This is a genomic window from Rhizobium pisi, assembly GCF_003938655.1.
GTDB lineage: Bacteria > Pseudomonadota > Alphaproteobacteria > Rhizobiales > Rhizobiaceae > Rhizobium > Rhizobium pisi.
Genome location: NZ_RJJT01000013.1, coordinates 124366 through 146737 on the forward strand (window position 1 = coordinate 124366; position 22372 = coordinate 146737).

A 22372-nucleotide genomic window follows, 5' to 3' on the forward strand; every position below is an offset into this window, starting at 1 on the left:
CATGAACATCAAGACCAACAGGATCGCCTTCCAGGGCGAATTCGGCGCCAATTCCGACATGGCCTGCCGCGACATGTTTCCGACCATGGAGCCGCTGCCCTGCCAGACTTTCGAGGATGCGTTCACGGCGGTCGACAACGGCGATGCCGATATCGGGATGATCCCGATCGAGAACACCATCGCCGGCCGCGTCGCCGACATCCATCATCTGCTGCCGGAATCGCGGCTGCATATCATCGGCGAATATTTCATGCCGATTCGCTTCCAGCTGATGGTGCTGCCGGGCGTTACCAAGGACGAGATCCGCACGGTGCACAGCCACATCCACGCACTCGGGCAGTGCCGCAAGATCGTGCGCGCCAACGGCTGGAAGCCTGTTATCGCCGGCGATACGGCAGGGGCGGCGAAGCTCGTCAAGGAAACCGGCGACCGGTCGATGGCGGCGCTTGCGCCGCGCCTGGCCGCCGATCTCTACGGGCTTGAGATCGTTGCCGAAAATGTCGAGGATACGGAAAACAACGTCACCCGTTTCGTCATCCTGTCGCGCGACGAGGAATGGGCGCAACGCAATTCGGCTGAGGAAAAGGTCGTCACCACCTTCGTCTTCAACGTCCGCAACATTCCGGCCGCGCTCTACAAGGCGCTCGGCGGGTTCGCCACCAACAACATCAACATGACGAAACTGGAAAGCTACCAGCTCGGCGGAAAATTCGTGGCGACGCAGTTCTACGCCGATATCGAAGGCCATCCGAACGATCCGAACGTCCGCCGGGCTTTGGAGGAATTGCGGTTCTTCTCCGAGAAGGTGCGCATCCTCGGCGTCTACAAGGGACATCCGATGCGAGGCCTGCTTTAAGCAGGCCTCGTCATTCAGTTATTACTTATCCGGCTCACAGACACGCAGCCGATGCCCGTCGGGATCGAGCACGACGAAGGTCGGGCCGAAATCGAGCTCGGTCAGTTCCTGCGCGATCGGCAGGCCGCGCTTGCGCCAGTCCTCATAGTGATTGGCAACGGCATTTTCCCCCGCGACCATGAAGGCCACCTCGCCTCGATTGCCGATGGCGGAGGGCTGCGGCTCGACCTTGCTGCGCCGCCAGAGGCCGAGCGTGAAGCCGCCATCGAGCGGGAAGGCGACGAAATTCGGCGCCTCCACGACCGGTTCGCGATTCAGCAGGTTCCGGTAGAAGCCGGTGCTTTCGGCCGGATCCTTGACGTAGAGAATTATCATATTGGGGCTGGTCATTTCGGTTTTCCCGTTGGCTCGTGAATAAGCCACGACGAGGAATGGTCTGCTGCCAAGTTATGGCAGCAGACAGCAGGGGGACGCTGCCAAAGCAACGCCCTGTTCTCGCCGGGCAGAATACTGATGATGAGTTGCGGCTAAAGCGGGAGCCGATCCTCGTGATGAGGGTTGCGTCCATCCATGAAGCCGAGATCTCGCTTCAGGTAATCGGGTGTCGCTTCAACATCGAGTTTCGAGCGGCTTTCGCCGGAGATCCGGAAAAAGCTGATGGCCAGGCGCAGCAGGCCGGAGCGTGCCGACTGCCGGACGTCGGCGAAAGTTTCGGCCGAAATGATGTCGGCAAAGCTATCGGTGACAAAACGATCGCCGGCCTGCTGAATGACGGGGGGCGTTACCATGATCAGTACTCCTTCCTGATGGATTGAGACTGATAATAACCCCGGCTGCTGACAGTTTATGGCAGCAGCATTCAGTTCTCGACCGGTACGTCCTGTGTCTTTCTCCACTCCTCTAGGAGCACCGCGCGGCGGCGCGGATAACGCACGTCATGCAGCGCCATGTCGATGATGCGGTCGGTGCGGAAATGGCGGAAATCCTGGCGCAGCTCGCACCAGGCCATGATGATGCGCACATGCTCGAAATAGCCGAGCGCGAAGGGCCAGACGCGGCGGCGGGAGATGCGGCCCTGCTCGTCGCCGTAATGCAGCTCGAGGATACGCTCCAAGCGGATCGCCTTGCGGATGGCCGAGACATCGGCCTTGTCCTCGTCCCTGCGTTTGGGGCCAACGAAGAGGGCTGCCGAATCGATCATTTCGCGCATGTCGGACGGCAGCACGGCGGCAATCTTGGCGAGCGCATCGGCGCCGGCGCCGGCAAGGCGCGGCTCGGCGGCGCGGGCCACCCAGCGGGAGCCCAGCACCAATGCCTCCAGCTCTTCTTCGGAAAACATCATCGGCGGCAGCATGAAACCCGGCTTCAGCACATAACCGATGCCCGCTTCGCCTTCGACCATCGCGCCCTGGGCCTGAAGGCTCGCAATATCGCGATAGAGCGTGCGCAGGCTGACGCCGGTCTCCTCAGCCAGCACCGTGCCGGTCACCGGCCGCCGATAACGCCGAAGCGTCTGGAGCAGCGTCAGCAGCCGTTCGGAGCGTGCGACGGGCATGGCACTAGCGCTTCCACTCCACCCAGTCGCGCATCAGGCGATGGGCGATCGCCCCTTTCGGCGGCGGGGCCTTGCCGGTCGCGCCGGGGCGCTCCAGCATCTCGAGCGTCTCCTCACGGGTGAACCAGCGGCAATCCTCAAGCTCGGTTTCGTCGCGGCTGATTTCGGTGGATTTCGCCTCGGCATAACAGCCGATCATCAGCGAGTGCGGCATCGGCCAGGGCTGCGAGGCGTGATAGCGGATGCGACCGGTGCGGATGCCCGATTCCTCGAGCGTTTCGCGGCGCACGGCATTCTCGATGGTCTCGCCGGGTTCGAGGAAGCCGGCAAGACAAGAATACATGCCCGGAGCGAAGTGCGGACTGCGGCCAAGCAGGCAGAGGTCGCGCTCCTCATCGATCGTCAGCATGATGACGACGGGGTCGGTGCGGGGAAAGATCATATGTTCGCAGGCAGTGCAGACGCGCTTGTAGCCGCCGATATGGATCTCCATCGCCGAGCCGCAACGGCCGCAGAAGCGGTTGTCGCCATTCCAGCGGATGAGGCTCGCGGCCTGGGCGAACTCGCCGAGCAACACCTCGTCGATCAGCATCTCACGAAACAGGGTGCGGCCGTCGGCAGGCTTATATTGGCTGGCGAGGTCGTCGACGTCGATGCCGACAGGAACGGCAAGGCGCGGCTCGCCTGATTTGCGGTAGCCGAGAAGCACCGTCTCGTCCCAATCCGGCTGCAATTCTTTGAGCTCGTAGCGGGCAAAGAGCGGATCGAGCACCTGACCGTCGTGCTTCAGCACCAGCTTGTCCCTAGCGAAGGCGAATATATGCGTGCCTTCCTTGGCCAGCGCCTTTTCGACGGATTGCTCGTCGCGATGCTCGGAATCGCGATTGAGATCATTTGCTGCAAAGGCAGTGAGATTGCTGGGTTCCGGATGCGGCACATCCGAATCGAAAAGCGAATGATTCATGATGAAAGGGCTTCCCGCAGCTTCGCTATGAATTCGTCTCTCTTTCCGTCTTCGTAGGGTTCCGCGCGGCCGAAGCCCCAGACAGGACCCGGCCAGTTGGCGTCGCCTTCGAAGCGGGCAATGACATGAACATGAAGCTGGCGGACGATATTGCCAAGAGCCCCGATATTGATTTTTGTCGCGCCGGTGATCTTCTTGAGCGCGCTGGCGACTACCTCCGTCTCGAAGGCGAGCAGCACCTGGTCGAGCGGCGTCAGCTCGAAGATTTCGGTAATTCCTGCCCTGCGCGGCACGAGAATGAGCCAGGGCCAGCGGGCATCCTGCGACAATCTCAGATCACAGAGGCCTGTGACCATGATGCTGATGCTGTCATTTTCCAGCCTGGGGTCGAGCGCAAAGCCGTTCAAAGGACAATCTCCTCATGTTTTCCAACGACTAGCAGTTTTTTGTCATGTTGGCTTGCTTTTGATGACGATATTGCCGATATGTGCATCCGGGAGGTTGGTGGTGGACGAGCCACTCGCCAACCGGGTCAGGTCCGGAAGGAAGCAGCCCTAACGAGCCCGGCACGGGTCATCGTGCCAGCCTCCCACCTTCTCTCCACGAAGTGCCCGACAGTCCGGGCGACAAGCAGGGCGATGAGCGACACCGAGCGACAATCAAAAGATGCCGCCTCGACAGGCACCGGATACCGAGTGCTGGCTCGCAAATACCGCCCCAAGGATTTTACGGACCTGATGGTCGGCCAGGAGCCGATGGTCCGCACGCTCACCAACGCCTTCGAGACTGGCCGTATCGCACAGGCCTATATGCTGACCGGCGTGCGCGGCGTCGGCAAGACGACGACGGCGCGCATCTTGGCGCGGGCGCTGAACTACAAGACCGCAGAGATCGACAAGCCAACGATCGACCTTCGCGTGCCCGGAGAGCACTGCCAGGCGATCATGGAAGGCCGCCATGTCGACGTGATCGAGATGGACGCCGCCTCCCATACCGGCATCGACGATATCCGCGAGATCATCGAGCAGGTGCGCTACCGACCGGTTTCGGCGCGCTACAAGGTCTATATCATCGACGAAGTGCACATGCTGTCGACACAGGCCTTCAACGGCCTGTTGAAGACGCTCGAAGAGCCGCCCGAACATGTGAAGTTCATCTTCGCCACCACCGAAATCCGCAAGGTGCCGATCACGGTCCTGTCGCGCTGCCAGCGCTTCGACCTGCGCCGCATCAGCGCCTCCGATCTTGTCGGGCTATTTTCGACCATCGCGTCCAAGGAAGGCATCGAGGCGGAGCCGGACGCGCTGGCGATGATCGCGCGTGCGGCCGAAGGCTCCGCGCGCGACGGCCTGTCGCTGCTCGACCAGGCGATCGCGCATGGCGCCGGCGCCGTGCAGGCGGAAGCCGTGCGCGGCATGCTCGGCCTTGCCGACCGCGCCCGGATCGTCGATCTCTTCCAGCATATCGTCAAAGGCGACGTGGCCGCAGCACTCGGCGAATTCCAGAGCCAGTACGAGGCTGGCGCCAATCCTGTCGTGGTGTTGACCGACCTTGCCGATTTCACCCATTTGGTGACGCGGTTGAAATATGTGCCGGACGCGGCAAACGATCCTTCGCTCAGCGAGGTCGAACGCACCAAGGCGGCGGAATTCGCCAAAGGCGTCGCGGTGACGACGCTGTCGCGCATCTGGCAGATGCTGCTGAAGGGCATTCCGGAAACGGAAGGCTCGTCAAGGACGGCGGGTGCTGCCGAGATGGTATTGATCCGGCTGGCGCATGCCGCGCATCTGCCGGCGCCCGAGGACGCGGCGCGGCGGCTTGCCGAATTTTCCGGCGACAATGCCGGCCAGCGGCCCTCCCCTTCGCCTTCCGGCAGCAGCAACGGCACGCGGGTTCCCTATCAGAGCAGTGTCGCCGCTCGCGCGCCCGAGCCGACACCACGACCGCTACCCTCAGGGCCGACTGCGATGCTGCGCGCCGTGCCCAATCCCGAGCCGCAGAATGTCGGCCGTATCGAGGCAAAGCCTGCAGAGGCTCCGAAGCCGCTCGTGCGCATCAACTCCATCGGCGATATCGTCGACCTCGCGGGCGAGAAGCGCGATGTCAAATTGAAGGCACTGGTGCGCAACTTCGTGCGTCCGGTCCGTCTTGAGCCCGGCCGGCTGGACGTGAACCTCACCGAAGGTGCGCCGAACACGCTGCTTAACGAACTCGCCGTCAAGCTCAAGGAATGGACTGGAATCCACTGGATAGTCAGCACCAGCCGCGAAGAGGGCGGGCCGACGATGGTGGAGGCGGAGGCCAAGGCGCAGGAACAGCGCGTCAGCGATGCGCGCCAGGATCCCGATGTTGCCGCGATCCTGGCGCATTTCCCGGGCGCCAAGATCATCGACGTGCGCGTACGGGCGCCGGAACCGGACGAGGAAGGCGAGGCGACGCCGCCCGCTGCCGCCGAATCCGAGGAAGGTGACATCCTGCCCGGCGACGACATAGAATTTTAAAGTTTCAAGAAGGAGTGAGACGATGCGCGACATCATGGGCATGATGGGCAAAGTCAAGGAAATGCAGGCCAAGATGGAGCAGATGCAGGCGGAGATCGCCGAGCTCACGGCCGAAGGCAAGGCGGGCGGCGGCCTCGTCACCGTCGTCATCTCGGGCAAGGGCGAGCTGAAAAGCCTGAAGATCGACCCGTCGCTGTTCAAAGAAGACGATGTTGAGATCCTCGAGGACCTGATCGTCGCTGCCCACAAGGACGCCAAGGACAAGGCCGAGGCGCTCGCCGCCGAAAAGACCAAGGCGCTGACCGCAGGCCTGCCGATCCCGCCCGGCTTCAAGCTGCCGTTCTGATAGCAGGCAATTCGATTTTCATTTTCACCCACTTTAAGAACGACACACCTGTCGCGCGGGTGAGATCCGCTCTAACGCTGCGCTTCGAGCACCGCCCGTAGCTTGTAGTGAATTGGAGCAGCGAGATATCGCGCCCGATCCATCTCGGAAAGCCGCCGGCCAAAGGTTTCCATCAGCTCCGGCATTATCACTTTCTCTCCGGAAAAGGGCTGATGCTCCACCGGCATTCCGGCCTCAGCGACGCCGCCCCGGATAACGCGGCAATAGAGGCCGGGGCGGGCGGCGGAGGTATAATGCGTGACGAATTTCGGATCGGCCATACTGGCGGCGAAGGTGGCGCAGGGCATGCGGCACGACGTGACTTCGACGATGAGATCGCCGGTGACGAAGCGGTCGCCGACGGCGACGTCGCGATTGTCGAGATCTGAGATCACCATGTTTTCGCCGAAGGTGCCGGGTTCGTATGGCCTGCCGAGTTCCCCGCTCCACCAGTCGAGCGTCAGCGATCCCTCGATATAGACCGCCTGATCGATACCGCCATGGTGTTTTCGGTTGCAGATCGCATCGCCGACCAGACCTTCGGCATCGATCATCACGGCGCCGTTGACGGGGTGCTTGAAGATGCCGGTCTTGTAGCTCTTGCCGGGCAGCCTTTCGGAATTGCCGGTGCAGAGGGCAAGGATTTTCATGGGATGGCCAATCCTTCCGCGATTCCGTTTTCGTTCCATATCAGCTAAGAACGGCGCATGGCAAAACGAGTCACCGGCCCCGAAATCGAAAAACTCATCCAGCTTCTGGCGAAGGTGCCGGGCCTCGGGCCGCGCTCGGCGCGCCGGGCGGCACTGCATCTAATCAAGAAGAAGGACCAGCTGCTCGGCCCGCTGTCGAATGCGATGGGCGAAGCCTATGACAAGGTGAAGATCTGCTCGCGTTGCGGCAATGTCGATACGGTCGATCCCTGCACCGTCTGCACCGATGCGCAACGCGATCAATCCGTCATCATCGTCGTCGAGGACGTTTCCGACCTCTGGGCGCTGGAGCGGGCGGGCGCGATGAACGCCGCCTATCACGTGCTCGGCGGCACGCTGTCGCCGCTCGACGGGATCGGGCCTGACGACCTCAACATTCGCGGCTTGATCGACCGGATCGGCGAAGGCGGCATCCGGGAATTGATCATCGCGGTCAACGCGACGGTCGAGGGGCAGACGACGGCGCATTACATCACCGACCAGTTGCAGGGGCTCGAGGTGAAGATCACGCGGCTGGCGCATGGCGTGCCTGTTGGAGGCGAACTCGACTACCTCGACGAGGGCACGCTTGCAGCGGCCCTTCGGGCGCGGACGGTGATATGAGGGGCTTGGATATGCCGAAAAATGCTCCACGGCGGCTGCGGCTATTCGCACTCGCTTTAGCGGCCGCTCTGCTTCCCCTCCCCGCCCTCGCAGCCCCTTCCAAGGCCGATGTCGAGGCGCAGTTCGAAAAATGGGTGCAGAGCGACCTCTGGCCGGAGGCGAAGGCAAACGGGATTTCCGAAAAGACTTTCAAGGCCGCTTTCTCTGGTATCACGTTGAACTGGAACCTGCCGGATCTCGTACCGCCCGGCTTCCCGCCGCCCAAGGAGCAGAAACAGACGCAGGCCGAATTTTCCTCGCCCGGTCCCTATTTCAACGAAGACCGGCTGAAAAAGCTTGCCGCAACCGGGCGCGGTTTTGCTGCGCAATATGGCTCGACGCTAAAGCGGATCGAGAAGACCTATGGCGTGCCGGGTTCGATCGTGCTTGCCATCTGGGGCCGGGAGACAGGTTTCGGGGCCGCGAAGATCCCGAATTCGGCGATCGAGGTGCTGGCGACCAAGGCCTTCATGTCGACGCGCAAGGATATGTTCCGCACCGAGCTGGTGGCGGCGCTGCATATTCTCGACGGCGGCGACGTGACGCCCGCCGATTTCAAGGGCTCGTGGGCGGGCGCGCTCGGCCAGCCGCAGTTCATGCCGACCAGCTATCTGAAGTATGCCGTCGATTTCGACGGCGACGGCCACCGCAATATCTGGACCTCAGTGCCGGATACGCTCGCCTCGATCGCCAATTTCCTGGTCAAGAAGGGCTGGCAGCGCGAGCGCGACTGGGGTTTCGAGGTGTCGATACCGGAGGCGGTCTCCTGCGCGCAGGAGGGGCCCGACCTGGCGAAGCCGCTTTCGCACTGGGCCTCGCTCGGCATCGAACGCATATCGGGCAAGGGCTTCCCTTTAGGCGAGATGAAGGCTGATGGCATGATGCTGGTGCCTGCCGGCCGCGACGGGCCGGAATTCATCGTCACGCCGAATTTCTACATCATCAAGGAATACAACAATTCCGATCTCTACGCGCTCTATATCGGTAACCTTGCCGACCGGATCGCCGCTAATGGCGGCGCCTTCGAGGGCCGATGGGGCGATGTCGGCAAGATGCTGCGTTCGGATGTCGCCGGCATGCAGAAGGCGCTGGAACGGCAGGGCTATGACGTCGGGGGCTCCGACGGTCTGCCGGGCTATAAGACACGGCGTTCGATCGGCCAGTGGCAGGCGAAGAACGGCATGAAGCCGACCTGTTTTCCCGAGGCCACGATGAAGGGCAAGCTGCAGTAAGCGCTTCAGAGAGTGCGCTTCATCCCTTCATGGCTCGCGACGAAGCCGAGCTTTTCGTAGAAGCGGATCGAATCCGCCCGCGTCTTGTCTGACGTCAGCTGCACGAGGCCGCAGCCACGCTCGACGCATTGGGCAATCGCCCATTCGATGAATTGGCCGCCGAGACCCGAACCGCGAAGATCGCGAGCGATACGCACGCTTTCGATCTGACCTCGCCACATGCCGGTCCGGGAAAGACCGGGAAGAAAGCTCAGCTGCAGGCAGCCGGCGACCTCGCCGGCCGCATCGACGGTGACAGCCAGCAACTGATTGGCATCCGCCTCGATCGCGGCGAAGGCCGAGATATAACGCGGGTCGACGGGATCGGAAACGATCTCCCTGGCGGCGCCGAGATCGTCGTCGGAGAGAAGCCGGACGATGGCGGCGAGATCGGATTGGCGAGCGAGCCTGAAACTATGCATACCTATCCTCAATGATGGAGATCGATCGGCGCCTTGTGGAAGACGTCGCTATCAGGCGGAATGGCCTGCCGCTCGATCATGCGGTGAACATGGGGCAGACCTTCGCCGCGGTGGAGCGCGCGAAGCCTGTCGATGTTTTCGGCATCGGCCTGCGTGCGCCGCTGGTTATGTCTGATATATTCGACCCAGGTCGGCGTATGGTAGGTTTCCGTCCAGAGCCCGGGATTTTCAAGATCGCGCATCAGCGCCCAATGCCGGGCACCATCGCGGATGCGGATGCGGCGGCGCTCGCTCATGAGTTCCATGAATTCGGCAAGGTCGGCATCGGCGATCTCGTAATCGACCTGAATGACGATCGGGCCGCTGCGCGGCGTGATGTCGAGGCTCAGAGCCGGCGCGGTGAAGCGGTTCAGCGGATCGAGATTGAGCGAGGCGAAAGCCGGCATGGAAAAACGCAGGCCGATCGCAATGCCAAGCAGCATCACGACAACAGACATCAGCAGCGCGTCGGAGACGCCATAACGGTCGGCGGCAACACCCCAGAGCCAGCTGCCACCGGCGATGCCGCCGAAAGTGACGGTCTGATAGAGCGACAGCGCGCGACCCACCACCCAGCGCGGCGTCGAAAGCTGGACGATCGTATTGAAGAGCGAGAGCGCCGAGACCCAACAGGCGCCGGAGATGAGCAACCCAGCAGAGGTGAGGAGCGCGCTCGGGCTGAAGGCGGCGATGACGGCGCTCAGCGCGAAACCGGCAAAGGCGAAGCGAATGATCGTCTCGCTGGATAGCATCTGGCGAAGCCTTGCATTCAGCACCGCGCCACCGATCGCGCCGATGCCGAAGGCGCCGAGCATGAAGCCATAGGTCAGCGGACCGCCCGCGACCAGATCGAGGGCGACGATCGGCAGCAGGGCCAGGATCGAGCTGGCGCCGATGCCGAAGATAAGGCCCCTGACGAGAACCTTCTCCAGGTTGGGCGACATCGAGATATAGCGTAGTCCCGCAAAGATGGCGCTGCCGAGCGCCTCCCGCGGCAGGGTCGAGGCAGGCAGGCTCGGCCGCCAGCGCAGCAGGGCATAGATGAGGGCGAGATAGCTCAGCGTGTTCACCGCGAAGGCAGCAGCCGCGCCGGCGGCCGCCACGATGACGCCGCCGATCGCCGGGCCGACGCTGCGAGTGATGTTGAAGCCCATGCTGTTCAGCGTGACGGCGCCCGGCAGATCGGCGCGGGGCACCATATCGCCGACCGAGGCCTGCCAGGAGGGATTGTTGAGCGCGGTGCCGCAGCCGATCAGGAAGGTGAAGAAGAGCAGCAGCCAGGGCGTGATCCAGCCGAGAAAGGCACAAACGGTCAGCAGCGCTGAAACCGTCAGCATCAGACACTGCGCCGTCAGCATGACCCGGCGACGATCATAATTGTCGGCAAGGGCGCCGGATATCAGGGAAAACAGCATGATCGGCAGCGCCGTCGAGGTCTGCACCAGCGCCACCATGTCCTCTGAGGCGGTGATCGTCGTCATCATCCAGGCCGCGCCGACTGCCTGGATCAAGCCGCCGAAATTCGAGGAGAGGCTCGCAAACCAGATGGCACGATAGGTATCGTGCCGCAAAGGCGCCAATGTCGACGAAGTATACGCCACGATCCCTCCCGCTTTTGTTCTTGTGTCCTCGGCAATATATGCGCAAGACCCGCACAGGCCATAGGCACGTTCATCCCACAGGAAGCGAAATGGCGGAATCGGTCTCAGACCTTGCAATTTGGGAAAAAGCCGACTATATCGCACTCAAATTCTTGATCGCTTGATGAAGAGTGGGCCGCAAGGACCCGCTCTTTTTTATTAGCGCGATCGCCCGAACAGCATGAAATTGCGAGGAGCGCACCGCTTGTCGGACCTGACAAACGCAGACAATGAACATGAGCCGCGGCTGATTACGGAGACCGGCCTCGACCAGCGTCTTGCCGATATCATCGAACCCGTTCTCATCGGCTTGGGCTTCAAGCTTATCCGTGTCCGCATGCTGAACCAGAACGGCGCAACGATGCAGGTCATGGCCGAACGCAATGACGGCACAATGACGGTTCAGGACTGCGAAGAGGTCTCGATGGCGATTTCTCCGGTCCTCGATGTGGAAGATCCCATCGATAAAGAGTATCATCTCGAGGTGTCTTCGCCCGGCATCGACCGTCCGATGGTGCGGAAATCCGATTTCGTCCGCTGGCAGGGCCACCTTGTGAAATGCGAGACGTCGATCATGGTCGGCAATCGCAAGCGCTTCCGTGGCAAGATCCTCGAAGCAGACGCAGATGGTTTCACGCTTGAGCGCGACCAGGTTGCCTATGGGGAAGAACTGAAGGTCATCATTCCCTTCACGGCGCTCAGCGAAGCGAAGCTCATTCTGACCGACGACCTGATCCGCGATGCGTTGCGCGCCGACAAGCTGGCGAAAGCGCAGGCCGCCAACCAGAACGAAGCGGACGACCAGGAATAACCGATCAACAGACCGCTCCAGGGACGGGAACCCCGGAGTAAAGACGGAGAAACAAGACAATGGCAGTCAGTGCGAACCGGCTCGAACTTCTGCAGATTGCAGATGCAGTGGCGCGCGAAAAGGTCATCGACCGTGAGATCGTGCTTGCCGCAATGGCCGATGCCATCCAGAAGGCGGCACGCTCGCGTTACGGCACCGAGTCCAACATCCGCGCCGACATCAATCCAAAGACCGGCGAAATCCGGCTGCAGCGCCTGCTCGAAGTCGTCGACAAGGCCGAGGATTATTCGACGCAGATCCCGCTGGAACTTGCCCGCGACCGCAACCCGGACGCCGCACTCGGCGATTTCATCGCCGATCCGCTGCCGCCGATGGATTTTGGCCGTATCGCCGCACAGTCCGCCAAGCAGGTGATCGTGCAGAAGGTGCGTGAAGCCGAGCGGGACCGCCAGTTCGACGAATTCAAGGATCGCGTCGGCGAAATCGTCAACGGCACTGTCAAGCGCGTCGAATACGGCAACGTCATTGTCGACCTCGGCCGCGGCGAAGGCATCATCCGCCGCGACGAAATGATCCCGCGCGAGAACGTTCGCTATGGCGATCGCGTCCGTGCATACGTATATGATGTCCGTCGCGAGCAGCGCGGCCCGCAGATCTTCCTGTCCCGTACGCATCCGCAGTTCATGGTGAAGCTCTTCACCATGGAAGTGCCTGAAATCTACGATGGCATCATCCAGGTGAAGTCGGTCGCCCGCGATCCGGGTTCGCGCGCCAAGATCGCCGTGATCTCGAACGACTCGTCGATCGATCCGGTCGGCGCCTGCGTCGGTATGCGCGGTTCGCGCGTTCAGGCCGTCGTCGGCGAGCTCCAGGGCGAGAAGATCGACATCATTCCCTGGTCGCAGGACCCGGCGACCTTCGTCGTCAACGCCCTGCAGCCGGCCGAAGTCGCCAAGGTCGTTCTTGACGAGGATGCCGAGCGTATCGAAGTCGTCGTTCCCGACGAGCAGCTGTCGCTTGCGATCGGCCGCCGCGGCCAGAACGTCCGCCTCGCCTCGCAGCTGACCGGCTGGGACATCGACATCATGACGGAAGCCGAGGAATCGGAACGCCGTCAGAAAGAATTCAACGAGCGCACCAACCTCTTCATGGATTCGCTCGACGTCGACGAGATGGTCGGCCAGGTGCTCGCCTCGGAAGGCTTTGCCGCCGTCGAGGAACTGGCCTATGTCGATCTCGACGAAATCTCCTCGATCGACGGTTTCGACGAGGATACGGCGCAGGAAATCCAGACCCGCGCCCGCGAATTCCTTGAGCGTCTCGAAGCCGAGATGGACGAGAAGCGCAAGGCGCTCGGCGTCCAGGACGAGCTGCGCGAGATCGACGGCATGACCGCCCAGATGATGGTCGCGCTCGGCGAAGACGGCATCAAGACGATCGAGGACTTCGCCGGCTGCGCCGCTGATGACCTCGTCGGCTGGACGGAACGTAAGAACGGCGAAACGAAGAAATTCGAAGGCCTGTTCTCGAAGTTCGACGTCTCGCGCGTCGAGGCTGAACAGATGATCGTCCAGGCCCGCCTCTCGGCTGGCTGGATCACGCAAGAGGACCTGGCGAAGGGGACCGAGGAAGAGGTCACCGAAGCCGAACAAGAAGCATGATGACCGCGCATGAGCCGGACGCTCTCCCTGATGAGGACGACGATCTTGCAGGTTATGACGTGAATGGACGCATGTGCATCGTGACGCGCGAAAGCGGATCGCCGGAAGAGCTGATCCGCTTCGTTGCGGCTCCCGATGGAACAGTTGTCGCCGACTTGAAGCGCGAGCTTCCGGGACGCGGATGCTGGGTGAAGATCGACCGGTCGCTGGTCGACAGGGCGGTGGCGAAGAAGCTCTTCGCCCGCGCGCTGAAAATGGATGTGAAGGCGGCGGACGATCTCGGCGCGAGCGTCGATCGGCTGCTCGTGGCGCAATTGATGCAGATGATGAACATGGCGCGGAAAGCCGGCCAGTTCGTCAGCGGGTCCGCGAAAGTGGATGCCGCGGTGAGAAGCGGAGCAGCCCTTGCGGTGTTCCATTCGACTGGTGCAGCGGACGATGGTGTCCGGAAAATCGACCAGGCCCGCAAGGCCTGGCACCTCGGAATGGAGACCGAGGAGGAGATACCTTCCTTCCGTCTCTTCTCGGAGAGCGAAATGGAAGGCCTGATGGGCCAGAATGCTTTTATCCATGCCGCAGTGCTTGCAGGGCAGGCGGGTGAGGGTGTAGTGAAGCGCGCAAAGATGCTCGAACAGTACCGTATTGGCGGTCAGTCCCGGGCAGCGGGCGGCGCTGGCCGGCAAAAACAATGAGGCGGTCACCGGCATCGGCCGGTCCCATTTTCATTGATCGACAGTATTGAACGACAGGGTCTGATCTAGTCATCGCTCCCTGTCCGAAGGAACGGGAACGAATGACCGATAGTAACGACGACAAGACAATCAGCGTAGCGGGCAAAAAGACACTCACCCTGAAACCATCGGGGATGAGCCAGGGCACCGTTCGCCAGGATATGGGTCGAGGTCGCACCAAGGCGGTCGTCGTCGAGACCCGTAAGCGGCGCCCGATGCGCCCGGAAGACGAAAAGCCGATCACACCCGTCGCTCCGGCGGCCCCCGTCCGCGCAGCCGAACCGGCGCCCGCACCGGTGCAGGCGCGTCCGCAGCAGCCGACGCCGGCTCCGCGGGTTCAGCAGGGCAACAACAACAATACCAACCAGCGTCCGCAGCAGCCCTATCAGCAGCCGCGCCAGAACGATCGCCCGCGCCCGGTGGTGTTGAACCATCTGTCTCCCGAGGAGATGGACGCCCGCCGCCGCGCGCTTGCCGAATCCCAGGCGCGTGACGCCCAGGATGCGATCCGCCGTGCCGAGGAAGAAAAGCGCCGTGCCGCCGAAGAGGCTGTCCGCAAGGCAGCCGAGGCGGAAGAAGCCGCTCGCAGGGCCGCCGAAGAGGCTGCCCGGCAGGCCGAGGCACCCGCTGTCGCTGAACCGGCAGCCGCTGAGGCAGCACCGGCTCCCGTCGTAGCCGAAGCTCGTTCGGAGGCTCCGCGGCCTGCGGCTGCGCGCCGGCCCGATGCAGCAGCACCCGCTGCCGCCCGCCCGGCGCCCGGCGCCGCCGCGCCGGCCGGTGCCCGTGGTCGTCGCCCTGAAACGGAAGACGAAGATCGCGGCCCAGCACGCGGCGCTCCGGCCCGTGGCCGCGTCGTTCGCCCGGAACCCGCAAAGCCGGTGACGACGCGCCCGAAAACGGAAGAAGAGCGTCGTCGCGGCAAGCTGACGATCTCCACTGCCAACGTAGACGGCGACGACAATGCCCGCGGGCGTTCGCTCTCGGCGATGCGCCGTCGGCAGGAGAAGTTCCGCCGCAGCCAGATGCAGGAAACCCGCGAGAAGATCTCCCGCGAAGTCGTTCTGCCCGAAACCATCACCATTCAGGAACTGTCGCAGCGCATGTCCGAACGCGCCGTCGACGTCATCAAGTACCTGATGAAGGAAGGCCAGATGATGAAGCCGGGCGACGTCATCGACGCCGACCTTGCAGAACTCATCGCCGGCGAATTCGGCCATACTGTCAGGCGCGTATCGGAGTCCGACGTCGAACTCGGCATCTTCAACGTGTCGGACGAGGATGGGGAACTGGTTTCACGCCCGCCCGTCGTCACCATCATGGGCCACGTCGACCACGGCAAGACCTCGCTGCTCGACGCCATCCGCCATGCCAACGTGGTTTCCGGCGAAGCCGGTGGCATCACGCAGCATATCGGCGCCTATCAGGTGGAGCAGAACGGCCAGAAGATCACCTTCATCGACACTCCCGGCCACGCCGCCTTCACTGCAATGCGTGCCCGCGGCGCACAGGCGACCGACATCGCGATCCTGGTCGTCGCAGCCGACGACAGCGTGATGCCGCAGACGATCGAATCGATCAACCATGCCAAGGCGGCCGGCGTTCCGATCATCGTGGCGATCAACAAGATCGACAAGCACGAGGCCGATCCGCAGAAGGTCCGCAACCAGCTGCTGCAGCACGAAGTCTTCGTGGAAACCATGGGCGGTGAAGTGCTTGACGTCGAGGTTTCGGCCAAGACGGGCAAGAACCTCGACAAGCTGCTCGAGGCGATCCTGCTGCAGGCCGAAATTCTGGACCTCAAGGCCAATCCCGACCGGACGGCGGAAGGCACTGTTATCGAAGCCCAGCTTGACCGCGGTCGCGGTTCGGTCGCGACCGTGCTTGTCCAGAAGGGCACGCTGCGTCCGGGTCAGATCATCGTCGCCGGCGATGTCTGGGGCCGTGTGCGTGCGCTCGTCACCGACAAGGGCGATCATGTGAAGGAAGCAGGTCCTGCGACCCCGGTCGAGGTTCTCGGCCTTTCCGGCACGCCGCAGGCAGGCGACAAGTTCGCCGTCGTCGAAAGCGAAAGCCGCGCCCGCGAAATCTCGGAATACCGTCAGCGTCTTGCTCGCGACAAGGCGGCTGCCCGCCAGTCCAGTCAGCGTGGTTCGCTGGAACAGATGATGATCCAGCGCCAGAGCGCCGGCATCAAGGAGTTCCCGCTGGTTATCAAGGGCGACGTGCAGGGTTCGATCGAAGCGATTGCCGGCGCTCTGGAGAAGCTCGGCACCGACGAGGTCCGTGCCCGCATCGTCCATTCGGGCGCAGGCGGCATCACCGAGTCGGATATCTCGCTCGCCGAAGCCTCGAACGCAGCCATCATCGGCTTCAACGTCCGCGCCAATGCGCAGGCACGCCAGTTCGCCGAGCGCCAGGGCCTCGAAATCCGCTACTACAACATCATCTACGACCTCGTGGATGACGTGAAGGCAGCGATGTCGGGCCTCCTGTCTCCGGAACGGCGCGAGACCTTCATCGGCAATGCCGAGATCCTGGAGGTGTTCAACATCACCAAGGTCGGCAAGGTCGCAGGTTGCCGCGTCGTCGAAGGCAAGGTCGAGCGCGGAGCAGGCGTCCGCCTTATCCGCAACGACGTCGTCGTTCACGAAGGCAAGCTCAAGACCCTCAAGCGCTTCAAGGACGAAGTCGCCGAAGTGCCGATGGGCCAGGAATGCGGCATGGCTTTCGAGAACTACGAAGACATGCGCGTCGGCGATATCATCGAATGCTTCCGCGTCGAGCATATCACGCGCACGCTCTAATCCCGGGCGTCACAGCAACTTTGCAAAAGCCATCCGCCACCCGGCGGATGGCTTTTGTACCTGCCGACTTGACCTTTTCGACCAAAAGAGTCATGGACGCTCTCCTTTGACGGGTTCGATTCCCAGCCGCATCGGCAAATAGAGATAACAATGACCAGAGCAACTTCTTCCGCGCCTTCGCAGCGCATGCTGCGCGTTGGCGAACAGGTTCGCGCCGCGATCACCCAGGTGCTGCAGCGCGGCGAAGTGCGCGACGACGTCATCGAGGCGACCGTGATCTCGGTCTCGGAAGTGCGCATGTCGCCTGACCTCAAGATCGCCACCGCCTATGTCACGCCGCTCGGCGTTTCCGACCACAGGGTCGTCATCGAGGCGTTGAACCGTCATGCGCGGTTTATCCGCGGCCGGCTCGGGCAACAGCTTCGGCAGATGAAATACATGCCGGAGGTGCGCTTCCGCGACGATACCAGCTTCGACAATTACAAGAAGATCGACGAGCTGCTGCGTTCGCCCGAGGTGAGCCGCGACCTCGACGGCGATAATGACGAACAATAAACAGAAGAGACTGATGTCCAAACCACGCAAACCCAAGGGCCGGCCGATTTCAGGCTGGCTGATCCTCGACAAGCCGGTGGATTTCGGCTCGACGGAAGCCGTTTCCAAGATCAAGTGGCTCTACAAGGCGCAGAAGGCCGGTCACGCCGGCACGCTCGATCCGCTCGCCTCCGGCATGCTGCCGATCGCGCTCGGCGATGCGACGAAGACCGTTCCCTATGTGATGGACGGCCGCAAGATCTATGAGTTCACGGTGAGCTGGGGCGAGGAGCGCGCAACGGACGACCTCGAAGGCGAGGTCACGCAAAGCTCGGACAAGCGTCCAAGCGAACAGCAAATCCGCGATATCCTGCCTCGCTACATCGGCACCATCAATCAGGTGCCGCCGCAGTTTTCCGCGATCAAGATATCGGGCGAACGCGCCTATGATCTGGCGCGCGAAGGCGAAGCCGTCGAAATCCCCTCGCGCGAAGTCGAGATCTTCCGGTTGACCCTGCTCGCCTGCCCGGATGCCAATACGGCGCATTTCGAGGTGGAATGCGGCAAGGGCACCTATGTCAGGGCGCTTGCCCGCGATTTCGGTCGCGAGCTCGGCTGCTATGGCCATGTTTCCGGGCTGCGGCGCACTTTCGTCGCCCCCTTCGCGGAAGAGGCCATGGTGCCGCTCGCAGACCTCGTGGCGCTCGAAGCGATCGAAGACATGGACGAGCGGCTTGCCGCCCTCGACGCGCTCCTGATCGACACCTGCGAGGCGCTTTCCACCCTGCCCCACCTCGTCATCAACGACGACCAGGCGCACCGGCTTAAGATGGGCAATCCGATCCTCGTACGCGGCCGCGATGCGCCGATCGCCGAAAGCGAAGCCTATGCGACAGCCCGCGGCAAACTGATTGCGATCGGCGAAATCGGCCAGGGCGAATTTCGCCCGAAACGGGTTTTTGCCTGAACCTGCCCGTTTTGTGACGGCAATGGCGATTGCCAGCCGGTAACGGTGCAATATCTTTGCCCTTGGGCCATGGCGGCCCGAGGGGAAAACCATGCGCAGAATTGCGGAAATACTGACGTTCTTTTCGTTGTTCCTGATCGTTGCCGGCGCCCAAGCCGGTGAACGCTGGGCCGAGCTTCCCGCTTTTCCTTCAATGCCCGCGCCGAAGACGAGCGGCATGGCCGATGTGAACGACATCAAGATGTATTACGCCGAATATGGTGAAGGCGATCCGATCCTCTTCATCCATGGCGGTCTTGGAAATGCAGACGTCTGGAGCCATCAGGTGGCGGAGTTTGCCAGGGATCACCTGGTGATCGTCGCCGACAGCCGCGGTCACGGCCGGTCGACACGCAGCGGGCAGCCTTTCGGCTACGATCTGATGACTTCGGACTACGTTGCCCTTCTCGACTATCTGAAGATCGATAAGGTGACGCTGGTGGGATGGTCGGACGGCGGCATCATCGGCATCGACATGGCGATGAATCATCCGGAAAAGCTGACCCGCGTCATTGCCCAGGCGGCCAACGTCACGACGGAGGGCGTCAAGGAAGACGCCCTGAGCAACAAGACCTTCAAGCATTACATCAAGGTCGCCGGCGACCAGTACAGGAAGCTTTCGCCGACGCCGACCGAATACAAAGCCTTCTTCAGGCAGATCTCTAAGATGTGGGCGACCCAGCCGGCCTGGACAGCCGCCGATCTTGCGAAGATCTCGGTTCCGGTCACGCTTGCGATCGGCGATCACGATGAAGCCGTCAAGCTCGACCATACGGAAATGATGGCAAAGGAGATTCCGGGCGCTAAACTCGTGATCCTGAAGAATGCGAGCCATTTCGCCATGCTGCAGGATCCCGAAGGTTATGACGGGATGATCCGGGATGCCATGGCGGGCCGTTGAAAGCCGCCGGGAACACTCCCTCTTTCCATCGGTGCTTATTTGGTTTATAGGCAGCGCCAGCGTCAGGTCCGCCTGCTCGCATTCGCGGCCAAAGCTGGACGGCATCCCGGCTTTTGGCGACTTCAATCTCCTCTCATAGAAAGGATCATCCGATGTCGATCACTGCTGAGCGCAAGGCTGCGCTGATCAAGGAATACGCAACCGCCGAAGGTGACACCGGTTCTCCTGAGGTTCAGGTCGCGATCCTGACCGAACGCATCAACAACCTGACCGACCACTTCAAGGACCACAAGAAGGATAACCATTCCCGCCGTGGCCTGCTGACGATGGTTTCGAGCCGCCGCTCGCTTCTTGACTATCTCAAGAAGAAGGATGAAGGCCGCTATTCCAAGCTGATCACCAGCCTGGGTATCCGCCGCTAAGATTGTCCGGCGGGCGCTTTCGAGCGTCCGCCGGATCTTGTTTCGGGACGACGTTCCCGATGAAATGTTCCAGCCGCGCTCTATCTCATGCGGTGGAACGACCGGCGGACCCGGATGGGCCGGTTCTGCCAAACCAACCGCTGACCTGTCATGGGGCAGGATTGCCGGATGCTTTCGGCCAGGGCCTTTCGAGGTTTTGGCCTGGCTTTCCAGGGAACTTCAGTTTCCCGAGAAAGCCGAGGATGAAAAGCCTCCCGTTGTCTTGCCCGTGATACGTCACATTGATTGCGGTCGACTGTGCGCTGCGCCTTAATATCGGCGACGGCGCGTGCTCCCGCATTGAAGGACAAGACATGTTTGATACACACACCGTGGAAATCGAGTGGGCCGGCCGCCCGCTGAAGCTCGAAACCGGCAAGATCGCCCGTCAGGCTGACGGCGCTGTTCTCGCCACCTACGGCGAAACCGTCGTTCTCGCCACCGTCGTCTCGGCCAAGGCGCCGAAGCCCGGCCAGGACTTCTTTCCGCTCACCGTCAACTACCAGGAAAAGACCTACGCGGCCGGTAAGATCCCCGGCGGTTACTTCAAGCGCGAGGGCCGTCCGAGCGAGAACGAGACCCTCGTTTCCCGCCTGATCGACCGCCCGATCCGCCCGCTCTTCCCGGAAGGCTACAAGAACGACACGCAGGTCGTCGTCACCGTCATCCAGCACGATCTTGAAAACAACCCCGATGTGCTGTCTATGGTCGCTACCTCGGCAGCGCTGACGCTCTCCGGCGTTCCCTTCATGGGCCCGGTCGGCGGCGCACGCGTCGGCTACATCAACGGCGAATACGTTCTCAACCCACATCTCGACGAGATGGACGAGTCGAGCCTCGACCTCGTCGTCGCCGGCACCTACGACGCCGTGCTGATGGTTGAATCCGAAGCCAAGGAACTCAACGAAGACGTCATGCTCGGCGCCGTCATGTTCGGCCACAAGGGCTTCCAACCGGTTCTCGACGCGATCATCAAGCTCGCTGAAGTGGCCGCCAAGGAGCCGCGTGACTTCCAGCCGGAAGACTACTCCGCTCTCGAAAACGAAATGCTCGGCCTTGCCGAAGGTGAGCTTCGCGAAGCCTACAAGATCACCCAGAAGGCCGACCGCTACGCCGCCGTCGATGCCGTCAAGGCGAAGGTGAAGGCCCACTTCCTCCCCGAGGAAGGCGAAGCCAAGTACACGGCCGAGGAAGTCGGCGCGATCTTCAAGCACCTGCAGGCCAAGATCGTCCGCTGGAACATCCTCGACACCAAGAGCCGCATCGATGGCCGCGACCTCGAGACCGTTCGTCCGATCGTTTCGGAAGTCGGCCTTCTGCCGCGCACGCACGGTTCGGCGCTCTTTACCCGCGGTGAAACGCAGGCAATCGTGGTCGCCACCCTCGGCACCGGCGAAGACGAGCAGTATGTCGACTCCTTGACGGGCATGTACAAGGAGCGCTTCCTGCTCCACTACAACTTCCCTCCCTACTCGGTTGGCGAAACCGGCCGTATGGGCTCCCCAGGTCGTCGTGAAATCGGCCATGGCAAGCTCGCTTGGCGCGCGATCCGTCCGATGCTGCCGTCCGCTGAGCAGTTCCCCTACACGCTGCGCGTTGTCTCCGAGATCACCGAGTCGAACGGCTCGTCCTCGATGGCGACCGTCTGCGGCACCTCGCTCGCTCTGATGGACGCAGGTGTACCGCTTGCCAAGCCGGTTGCCGGTATCGCCATGGGCCTGATCCTGGAAGGCGAGCGCTTCGCCGTCCTCTCCGACATTCTCGGTGACGAAGATCACCTCGGCGACATGGACTTCAAGGTCGCAGGTACCGCCGACGGCATCACCTCGCTGCAGATGGACATCAAGATCGCCGGTATCACCGAGGAGATCATGAAGGTCGCTCTTGGCCAGGCCCAGGGTGGTCGCGCCCACATTCTCGGCGAAATGGCCAAGGCCATCACCGAAAGCCGTGGCCAGCTCGGCGAATTCGCTCCGCGCATCGAAGTCATGAACATTCCGGTCGACAAGATCCGCGAAGTCATCGGCTCCGGCGGCAAGGTCATCCGCGAAATCGTCGAAAAGACCGGCGCGAAGATCAACATTGAGGACGACGGCACCGTCAAGATCGCCTCCTCCTCGGGCAAGGAAATCGAAGCCGCCCGCAAGTGGATCCACTCGATCGTCGCCGAGCCGGAAATTGGCCAGATCTACGAAGGCACTGTTGTCAAGACCGCCGACTTCGGCGCCTTCGTCAACTTCTTCGGCGCCCGTGACGGCCTCGTCCACATCTCGCAGCTTGCTTCCGAGCGCGTCGCGAAGACCCAGGACGTCGTCAAGGAAGGCGACAAGGTCTGGGTCAAGCTGCTCGGCTTCGACGAGCGCGGCAAGGTTCGCCTGTCGATGAAGGTTGTCGACCAGGCTACCGGCCAGGAGATCCCGAACGAGAAGAAGAAGGAAGAAGCGGCCGAATAAGCCGTCCTTCCAGATTTAAGTCGGG

Annotated in this window: 22 protein-coding genes and 1 other RNA gene; 15 read left to right on the forward strand and 8 right to left on the reverse strand. The window is 62.1% G+C overall.

The window, feature by feature from the left end; all coding sequences use genetic code 11:
- Position 1 precedes the first annotated feature (1 nt).
- Positions 2 to 856 carry a prephenate dehydratase gene (locus EFD55_RS19600; protein WP_125846702.1) on the forward strand — a complete coding sequence of 285 codons (855 nt, stop codon included), beginning with the start codon at positions 2 to 4 and terminating at the stop codon, positions 854 to 856.
- Positions 857 to 877: 21 nt separating this feature from the next.
- Here the strand turns inward: EFD55_RS19600 and EFD55_RS19605 are convergent, their stop codons facing one another.
- From EFD55_RS19605 to EFD55_RS19625, 5 genes are all read right to left on the reverse strand, one after another.
- Positions 878 to 1246, reverse strand: coding sequence for a VOC family protein (locus EFD55_RS19605; protein ID WP_125846703.1), 369 nt, complete (start codon positions 1244 to 1246; stop codon positions 878 to 880).
- A gap of 137 nt (positions 1247 to 1383) precedes the next feature.
- On the reverse strand, positions 1384 to 1644 hold the full coding sequence (locus EFD55_RS19610) for a hypothetical protein (RefSeq protein ID WP_125846704.1): 261 nt from the start codon (positions 1642 to 1644) through the stop codon (positions 1384 to 1386).
- Positions 1645 to 1715: 71 nt separating this feature from the next.
- The gene (locus EFD55_RS19615) at positions 1716 to 2411 is read right to left on the reverse strand and encodes a helix-turn-helix transcriptional regulator (protein WP_125846705.1); all 696 of its coding nucleotides are present in this window, start codon (positions 2409 to 2411) and stop codon (positions 1716 to 1718) included.
- Positions 2412 to 2415: 4 nt separating this feature from the next.
- Positions 2416 to 3375: an NAD(+) diphosphatase gene (nudC, locus tag EFD55_RS19620; protein ID WP_125846706.1), complete on the reverse strand. Its 960-nt coding sequence runs from the start codon at positions 3373 to 3375 to the stop codon at positions 2416 to 2418.
- Entirely contained in the window at positions 3372 to 3782 is a 411-nt protein-coding gene (locus EFD55_RS19625) for an HIT domain-containing protein (RefSeq protein ID WP_125846707.1), read from the reverse strand. Before EFD55_RS19625 ends, nudC begins: the two co-directional genes overlap by 4 nt.
- A gap of 89 nt (positions 3783 to 3871) precedes the next feature.
- Between EFD55_RS19625 and ffs the strand changes: the two genes are divergently transcribed.
- The 3 genes from ffs (at position 3872) to EFD55_RS19640 (ending at position 6222) form a co-directional block, all read left to right on the forward strand.
- Positions 3872 to 3968: signal recognition particle sRNA small type (ffs, locus tag EFD55_RS19630), an RNA gene on the forward strand.
- A gap of 45 nt (positions 3969 to 4013) precedes the next feature.
- The gene (locus EFD55_RS19635; protein WP_125846708.1) at positions 4014 to 5876 is read left to right on the forward strand and encodes a DNA polymerase III subunit gamma/tau; all 1863 of its coding nucleotides are present in this window, start codon (positions 4014 to 4016) and stop codon (positions 5874 to 5876) included.
- Positions 5877 to 5898: 22 nt separating this feature from the next.
- Entirely contained in the window at positions 5899 to 6222 is a 324-nt protein-coding gene (locus EFD55_RS19640; protein WP_004676719.1) for a YbaB/EbfC family nucleoid-associated protein, read from the forward strand.
- 71 nt (positions 6223 to 6293) lie between these two features.
- Here the strand turns inward: EFD55_RS19640 and EFD55_RS19645 are convergent, their stop codons facing one another.
- Positions 6294 to 6911 (reverse strand): MOSC domain-containing protein, encoded by a 618-nt coding sequence (locus tag EFD55_RS19645; protein WP_183736767.1) that lies wholly within the window; start codon positions 6909 to 6911, stop codon positions 6294 to 6296.
- A gap of 57 nt (positions 6912 to 6968) precedes the next feature.
- Between EFD55_RS19645 and recR the strand changes: the two genes are divergently transcribed.
- Together recR and EFD55_RS19655 are read left to right on the forward strand one after the other, a co-directional pair.
- Positions 6969 to 7574: a recombination mediator RecR gene (gene recR, locus EFD55_RS19650; RefSeq protein WP_125846710.1), complete on the forward strand. Its 606-nt coding sequence runs from the start codon at positions 6969 to 6971 to the stop codon at positions 7572 to 7574.
- 11 nt (positions 7575 to 7585) lie between these two features.
- Positions 7586 to 8845 carry a lytic murein transglycosylase gene (locus tag EFD55_RS19655; RefSeq protein WP_125846711.1) on the forward strand — a complete coding sequence of 420 codons (1260 nt, stop codon included), beginning with the start codon at positions 7586 to 7588 and terminating at the stop codon, positions 8843 to 8845.
- A 5-nt stretch (positions 8846 to 8850) separates the two neighbouring features.
- Here EFD55_RS19655 and EFD55_RS19660 read toward each other — a convergent pair whose 3' ends face one another.
- Positions 8851 to 9306 carry a GNAT family N-acetyltransferase gene (locus tag EFD55_RS19660; protein ID WP_125846712.1) on the reverse strand — a complete coding sequence of 152 codons (456 nt, stop codon included), beginning with the start codon at positions 9304 to 9306 and terminating at the stop codon, positions 8851 to 8853.
- 8 nt (positions 9307 to 9314) lie between these two features.
- Positions 9315 to 10946: an MFS transporter gene (locus tag EFD55_RS19665; protein ID WP_125846713.1), complete on the reverse strand. Its 1632-nt coding sequence runs from the start codon at positions 10944 to 10946 to the stop codon at positions 9315 to 9317.
- A 244-nt stretch (positions 10947 to 11190) separates the two neighbouring features.
- On the opposite strand from EFD55_RS19665, the gene rimP reads away from it, so the two are divergent.
- From rimP to pnp, 9 genes are all read left to right on the forward strand, one after another.
- Positions 11191 to 11796, forward strand: a complete 606-nt coding sequence (gene rimP, locus EFD55_RS19670; RefSeq protein WP_125846714.1) for a ribosome maturation factor RimP — start codon at positions 11191 to 11193, stop codon at positions 11794 to 11796.
- Between the two features lie 59 nt (positions 11797 to 11855).
- A complete protein-coding gene (gene nusA / locus EFD55_RS19675; RefSeq protein ID WP_125846715.1) occupies positions 11856 to 13457 on the forward strand; it encodes a transcription termination factor NusA in 1602 nt (533 codons plus the stop codon).
- The gene (locus EFD55_RS19680; RefSeq protein WP_183604899.1) at positions 13454 to 14149 is read left to right on the forward strand and encodes an RNA-binding protein; all 696 of its coding nucleotides are present in this window, start codon (positions 13454 to 13456) and stop codon (positions 14147 to 14149) included. The genes nusA and EFD55_RS19680 overlap by 4 nt, the downstream gene beginning before the upstream one ends.
- 101 nt (positions 14150 to 14250) lie before the next feature.
- Positions 14251 to 16992, forward strand: a complete 2742-nt coding sequence (infB, locus tag EFD55_RS19685; protein WP_125846716.1) for a translation initiation factor IF-2 — start codon at positions 14251 to 14253, stop codon at positions 16990 to 16992.
- Positions 16993 to 17142: 150 nt separating this feature from the next.
- Entirely contained in the window at positions 17143 to 17547 is a 405-nt protein-coding gene (gene rbfA, locus EFD55_RS19690; RefSeq protein ID WP_125846717.1) for a 30S ribosome-binding factor RbfA, read from the forward strand.
- A gap of 13 nt (positions 17548 to 17560) precedes the next feature.
- A complete protein-coding gene (gene truB / locus EFD55_RS19695; protein WP_125846718.1) occupies positions 17561 to 18493 on the forward strand; it encodes a tRNA pseudouridine(55) synthase TruB in 933 nt (310 codons plus the stop codon).
- A gap of 91 nt (positions 18494 to 18584) precedes the next feature.
- Complete coding sequence (locus EFD55_RS19700) at positions 18585 to 19433, forward strand: alpha/beta fold hydrolase (protein ID WP_125846719.1); 849 nt, start codon at positions 18585 to 18587, stop codon at positions 19431 to 19433.
- A gap of 152 nt (positions 19434 to 19585) precedes the next feature.
- Positions 19586 to 19855: a 30S ribosomal protein S15 gene (rpsO, locus tag EFD55_RS19705; protein ID WP_125846720.1), complete on the forward strand. Its 270-nt coding sequence runs from the start codon at positions 19586 to 19588 to the stop codon at positions 19853 to 19855.
- Positions 19856 to 20208: 353 nt separating this feature from the next.
- Positions 20209 to 22347: a polyribonucleotide nucleotidyltransferase gene (gene pnp / locus EFD55_RS19710; protein WP_125846721.1), complete on the forward strand. Its 2139-nt coding sequence runs from the start codon at positions 20209 to 20211 to the stop codon at positions 22345 to 22347.
- Positions 22348 to 22372 lie beyond the last annotated feature (25 nt).

Bases quoted from the DNA above. Each gene is read 5' to 3' on its own strand.
- infB (WP_125846716.1), top strand. From the start codon at position 14,251: ATGACCGATAGTAACGACGACAAGACAATCAGCGTAGCGGGCAAAAAG.
- EFD55_RS19660 (WP_125846712.1), bottom strand. From the start codon at position 9,306: ATGCATAGTTTCAGGCTCGCTCGCCAATCCGATCTCGCCGCCATCGTC.
- EFD55_RS19640 (WP_004676719.1), top strand. From the start codon at position 5,899: ATGCGCGACATCATGGGCATGATGGGCAAAGTCAAGGAAATGCAGGCC.
- EFD55_RS19605 (WP_125846703.1), bottom strand. From the start codon at position 1,246: ATGACCAGCCCCAATATGATAATTCTCTACGTCAAGGATCCGGCCGAA.
- EFD55_RS19610 (WP_125846704.1), bottom strand. From the start codon at position 1,644: ATGGTAACGCCCCCCGTCATTCAGCAGGCCGGCGATCGTTTTGTCACC.
- EFD55_RS19615 (WP_125846705.1), bottom strand. From the start codon at position 2,411: ATGCCCGTCGCACGCTCCGAACGGCTGCTGACGCTGCTCCAGACGCTT.
- EFD55_RS19680 (WP_183604899.1), top strand. From the start codon at position 13,454: ATGATGACCGCGCATGAGCCGGACGCTCTCCCTGATGAGGACGACGAT.
- EFD55_RS19645 (WP_183736767.1), bottom strand. From the start codon at position 6,911: ATGAAAATCCTTGCCCTCTGCACCGGCAATTCCGAAAGGCTGCCCGGC.
- EFD55_RS19635 (WP_125846708.1), top strand. From the start codon at position 4,014: ATGAGCGACACCGAGCGACAATCAAAAGATGCCGCCTCGACAGGCACC.
- nudC (WP_125846706.1), bottom strand. From the start codon at position 3,375: ATGAATCATTCGCTTTTCGATTCGGATGTGCCGCATCCGGAACCCAGC.
- rpsO (WP_125846720.1), top strand. From the start codon at position 19,586: ATGTCGATCACTGCTGAGCGCAAGGCTGCGCTGATCAAGGAATACGCA.
- EFD55_RS19655 (WP_125846711.1), top strand. From the start codon at position 7,586: ATGCCGAAAAATGCTCCACGGCGGCTGCGGCTATTCGCACTCGCTTTA.
- rbfA (WP_125846717.1), top strand. From the start codon at position 17,143: ATGACCAGAGCAACTTCTTCCGCGCCTTCGCAGCGCATGCTGCGCGTT.
- EFD55_RS19700 (WP_125846719.1), top strand. From the start codon at position 18,585: ATGCGCAGAATTGCGGAAATACTGACGTTCTTTTCGTTGTTCCTGATC.
- nusA (WP_125846715.1), top strand. From the start codon at position 11,856: ATGGCAGTCAGTGCGAACCGGCTCGAACTTCTGCAGATTGCAGATGCA.
- recR (WP_125846710.1), top strand. From the start codon at position 6,969: ATGGCAAAACGAGTCACCGGCCCCGAAATCGAAAAACTCATCCAGCTT.
- truB (WP_125846718.1), top strand. From the start codon at position 17,561: ATGTCCAAACCACGCAAACCCAAGGGCCGGCCGATTTCAGGCTGGCTG.
- EFD55_RS19600 (WP_125846702.1), top strand. From the start codon at position 2: ATGAACATCAAGACCAACAGGATCGCCTTCCAGGGCGAATTCGGCGCC.
- pnp (WP_125846721.1), top strand. From the start codon at position 20,209: ATGTTTGATACACACACCGTGGAAATCGAGTGGGCCGGCCGCCCGCTG.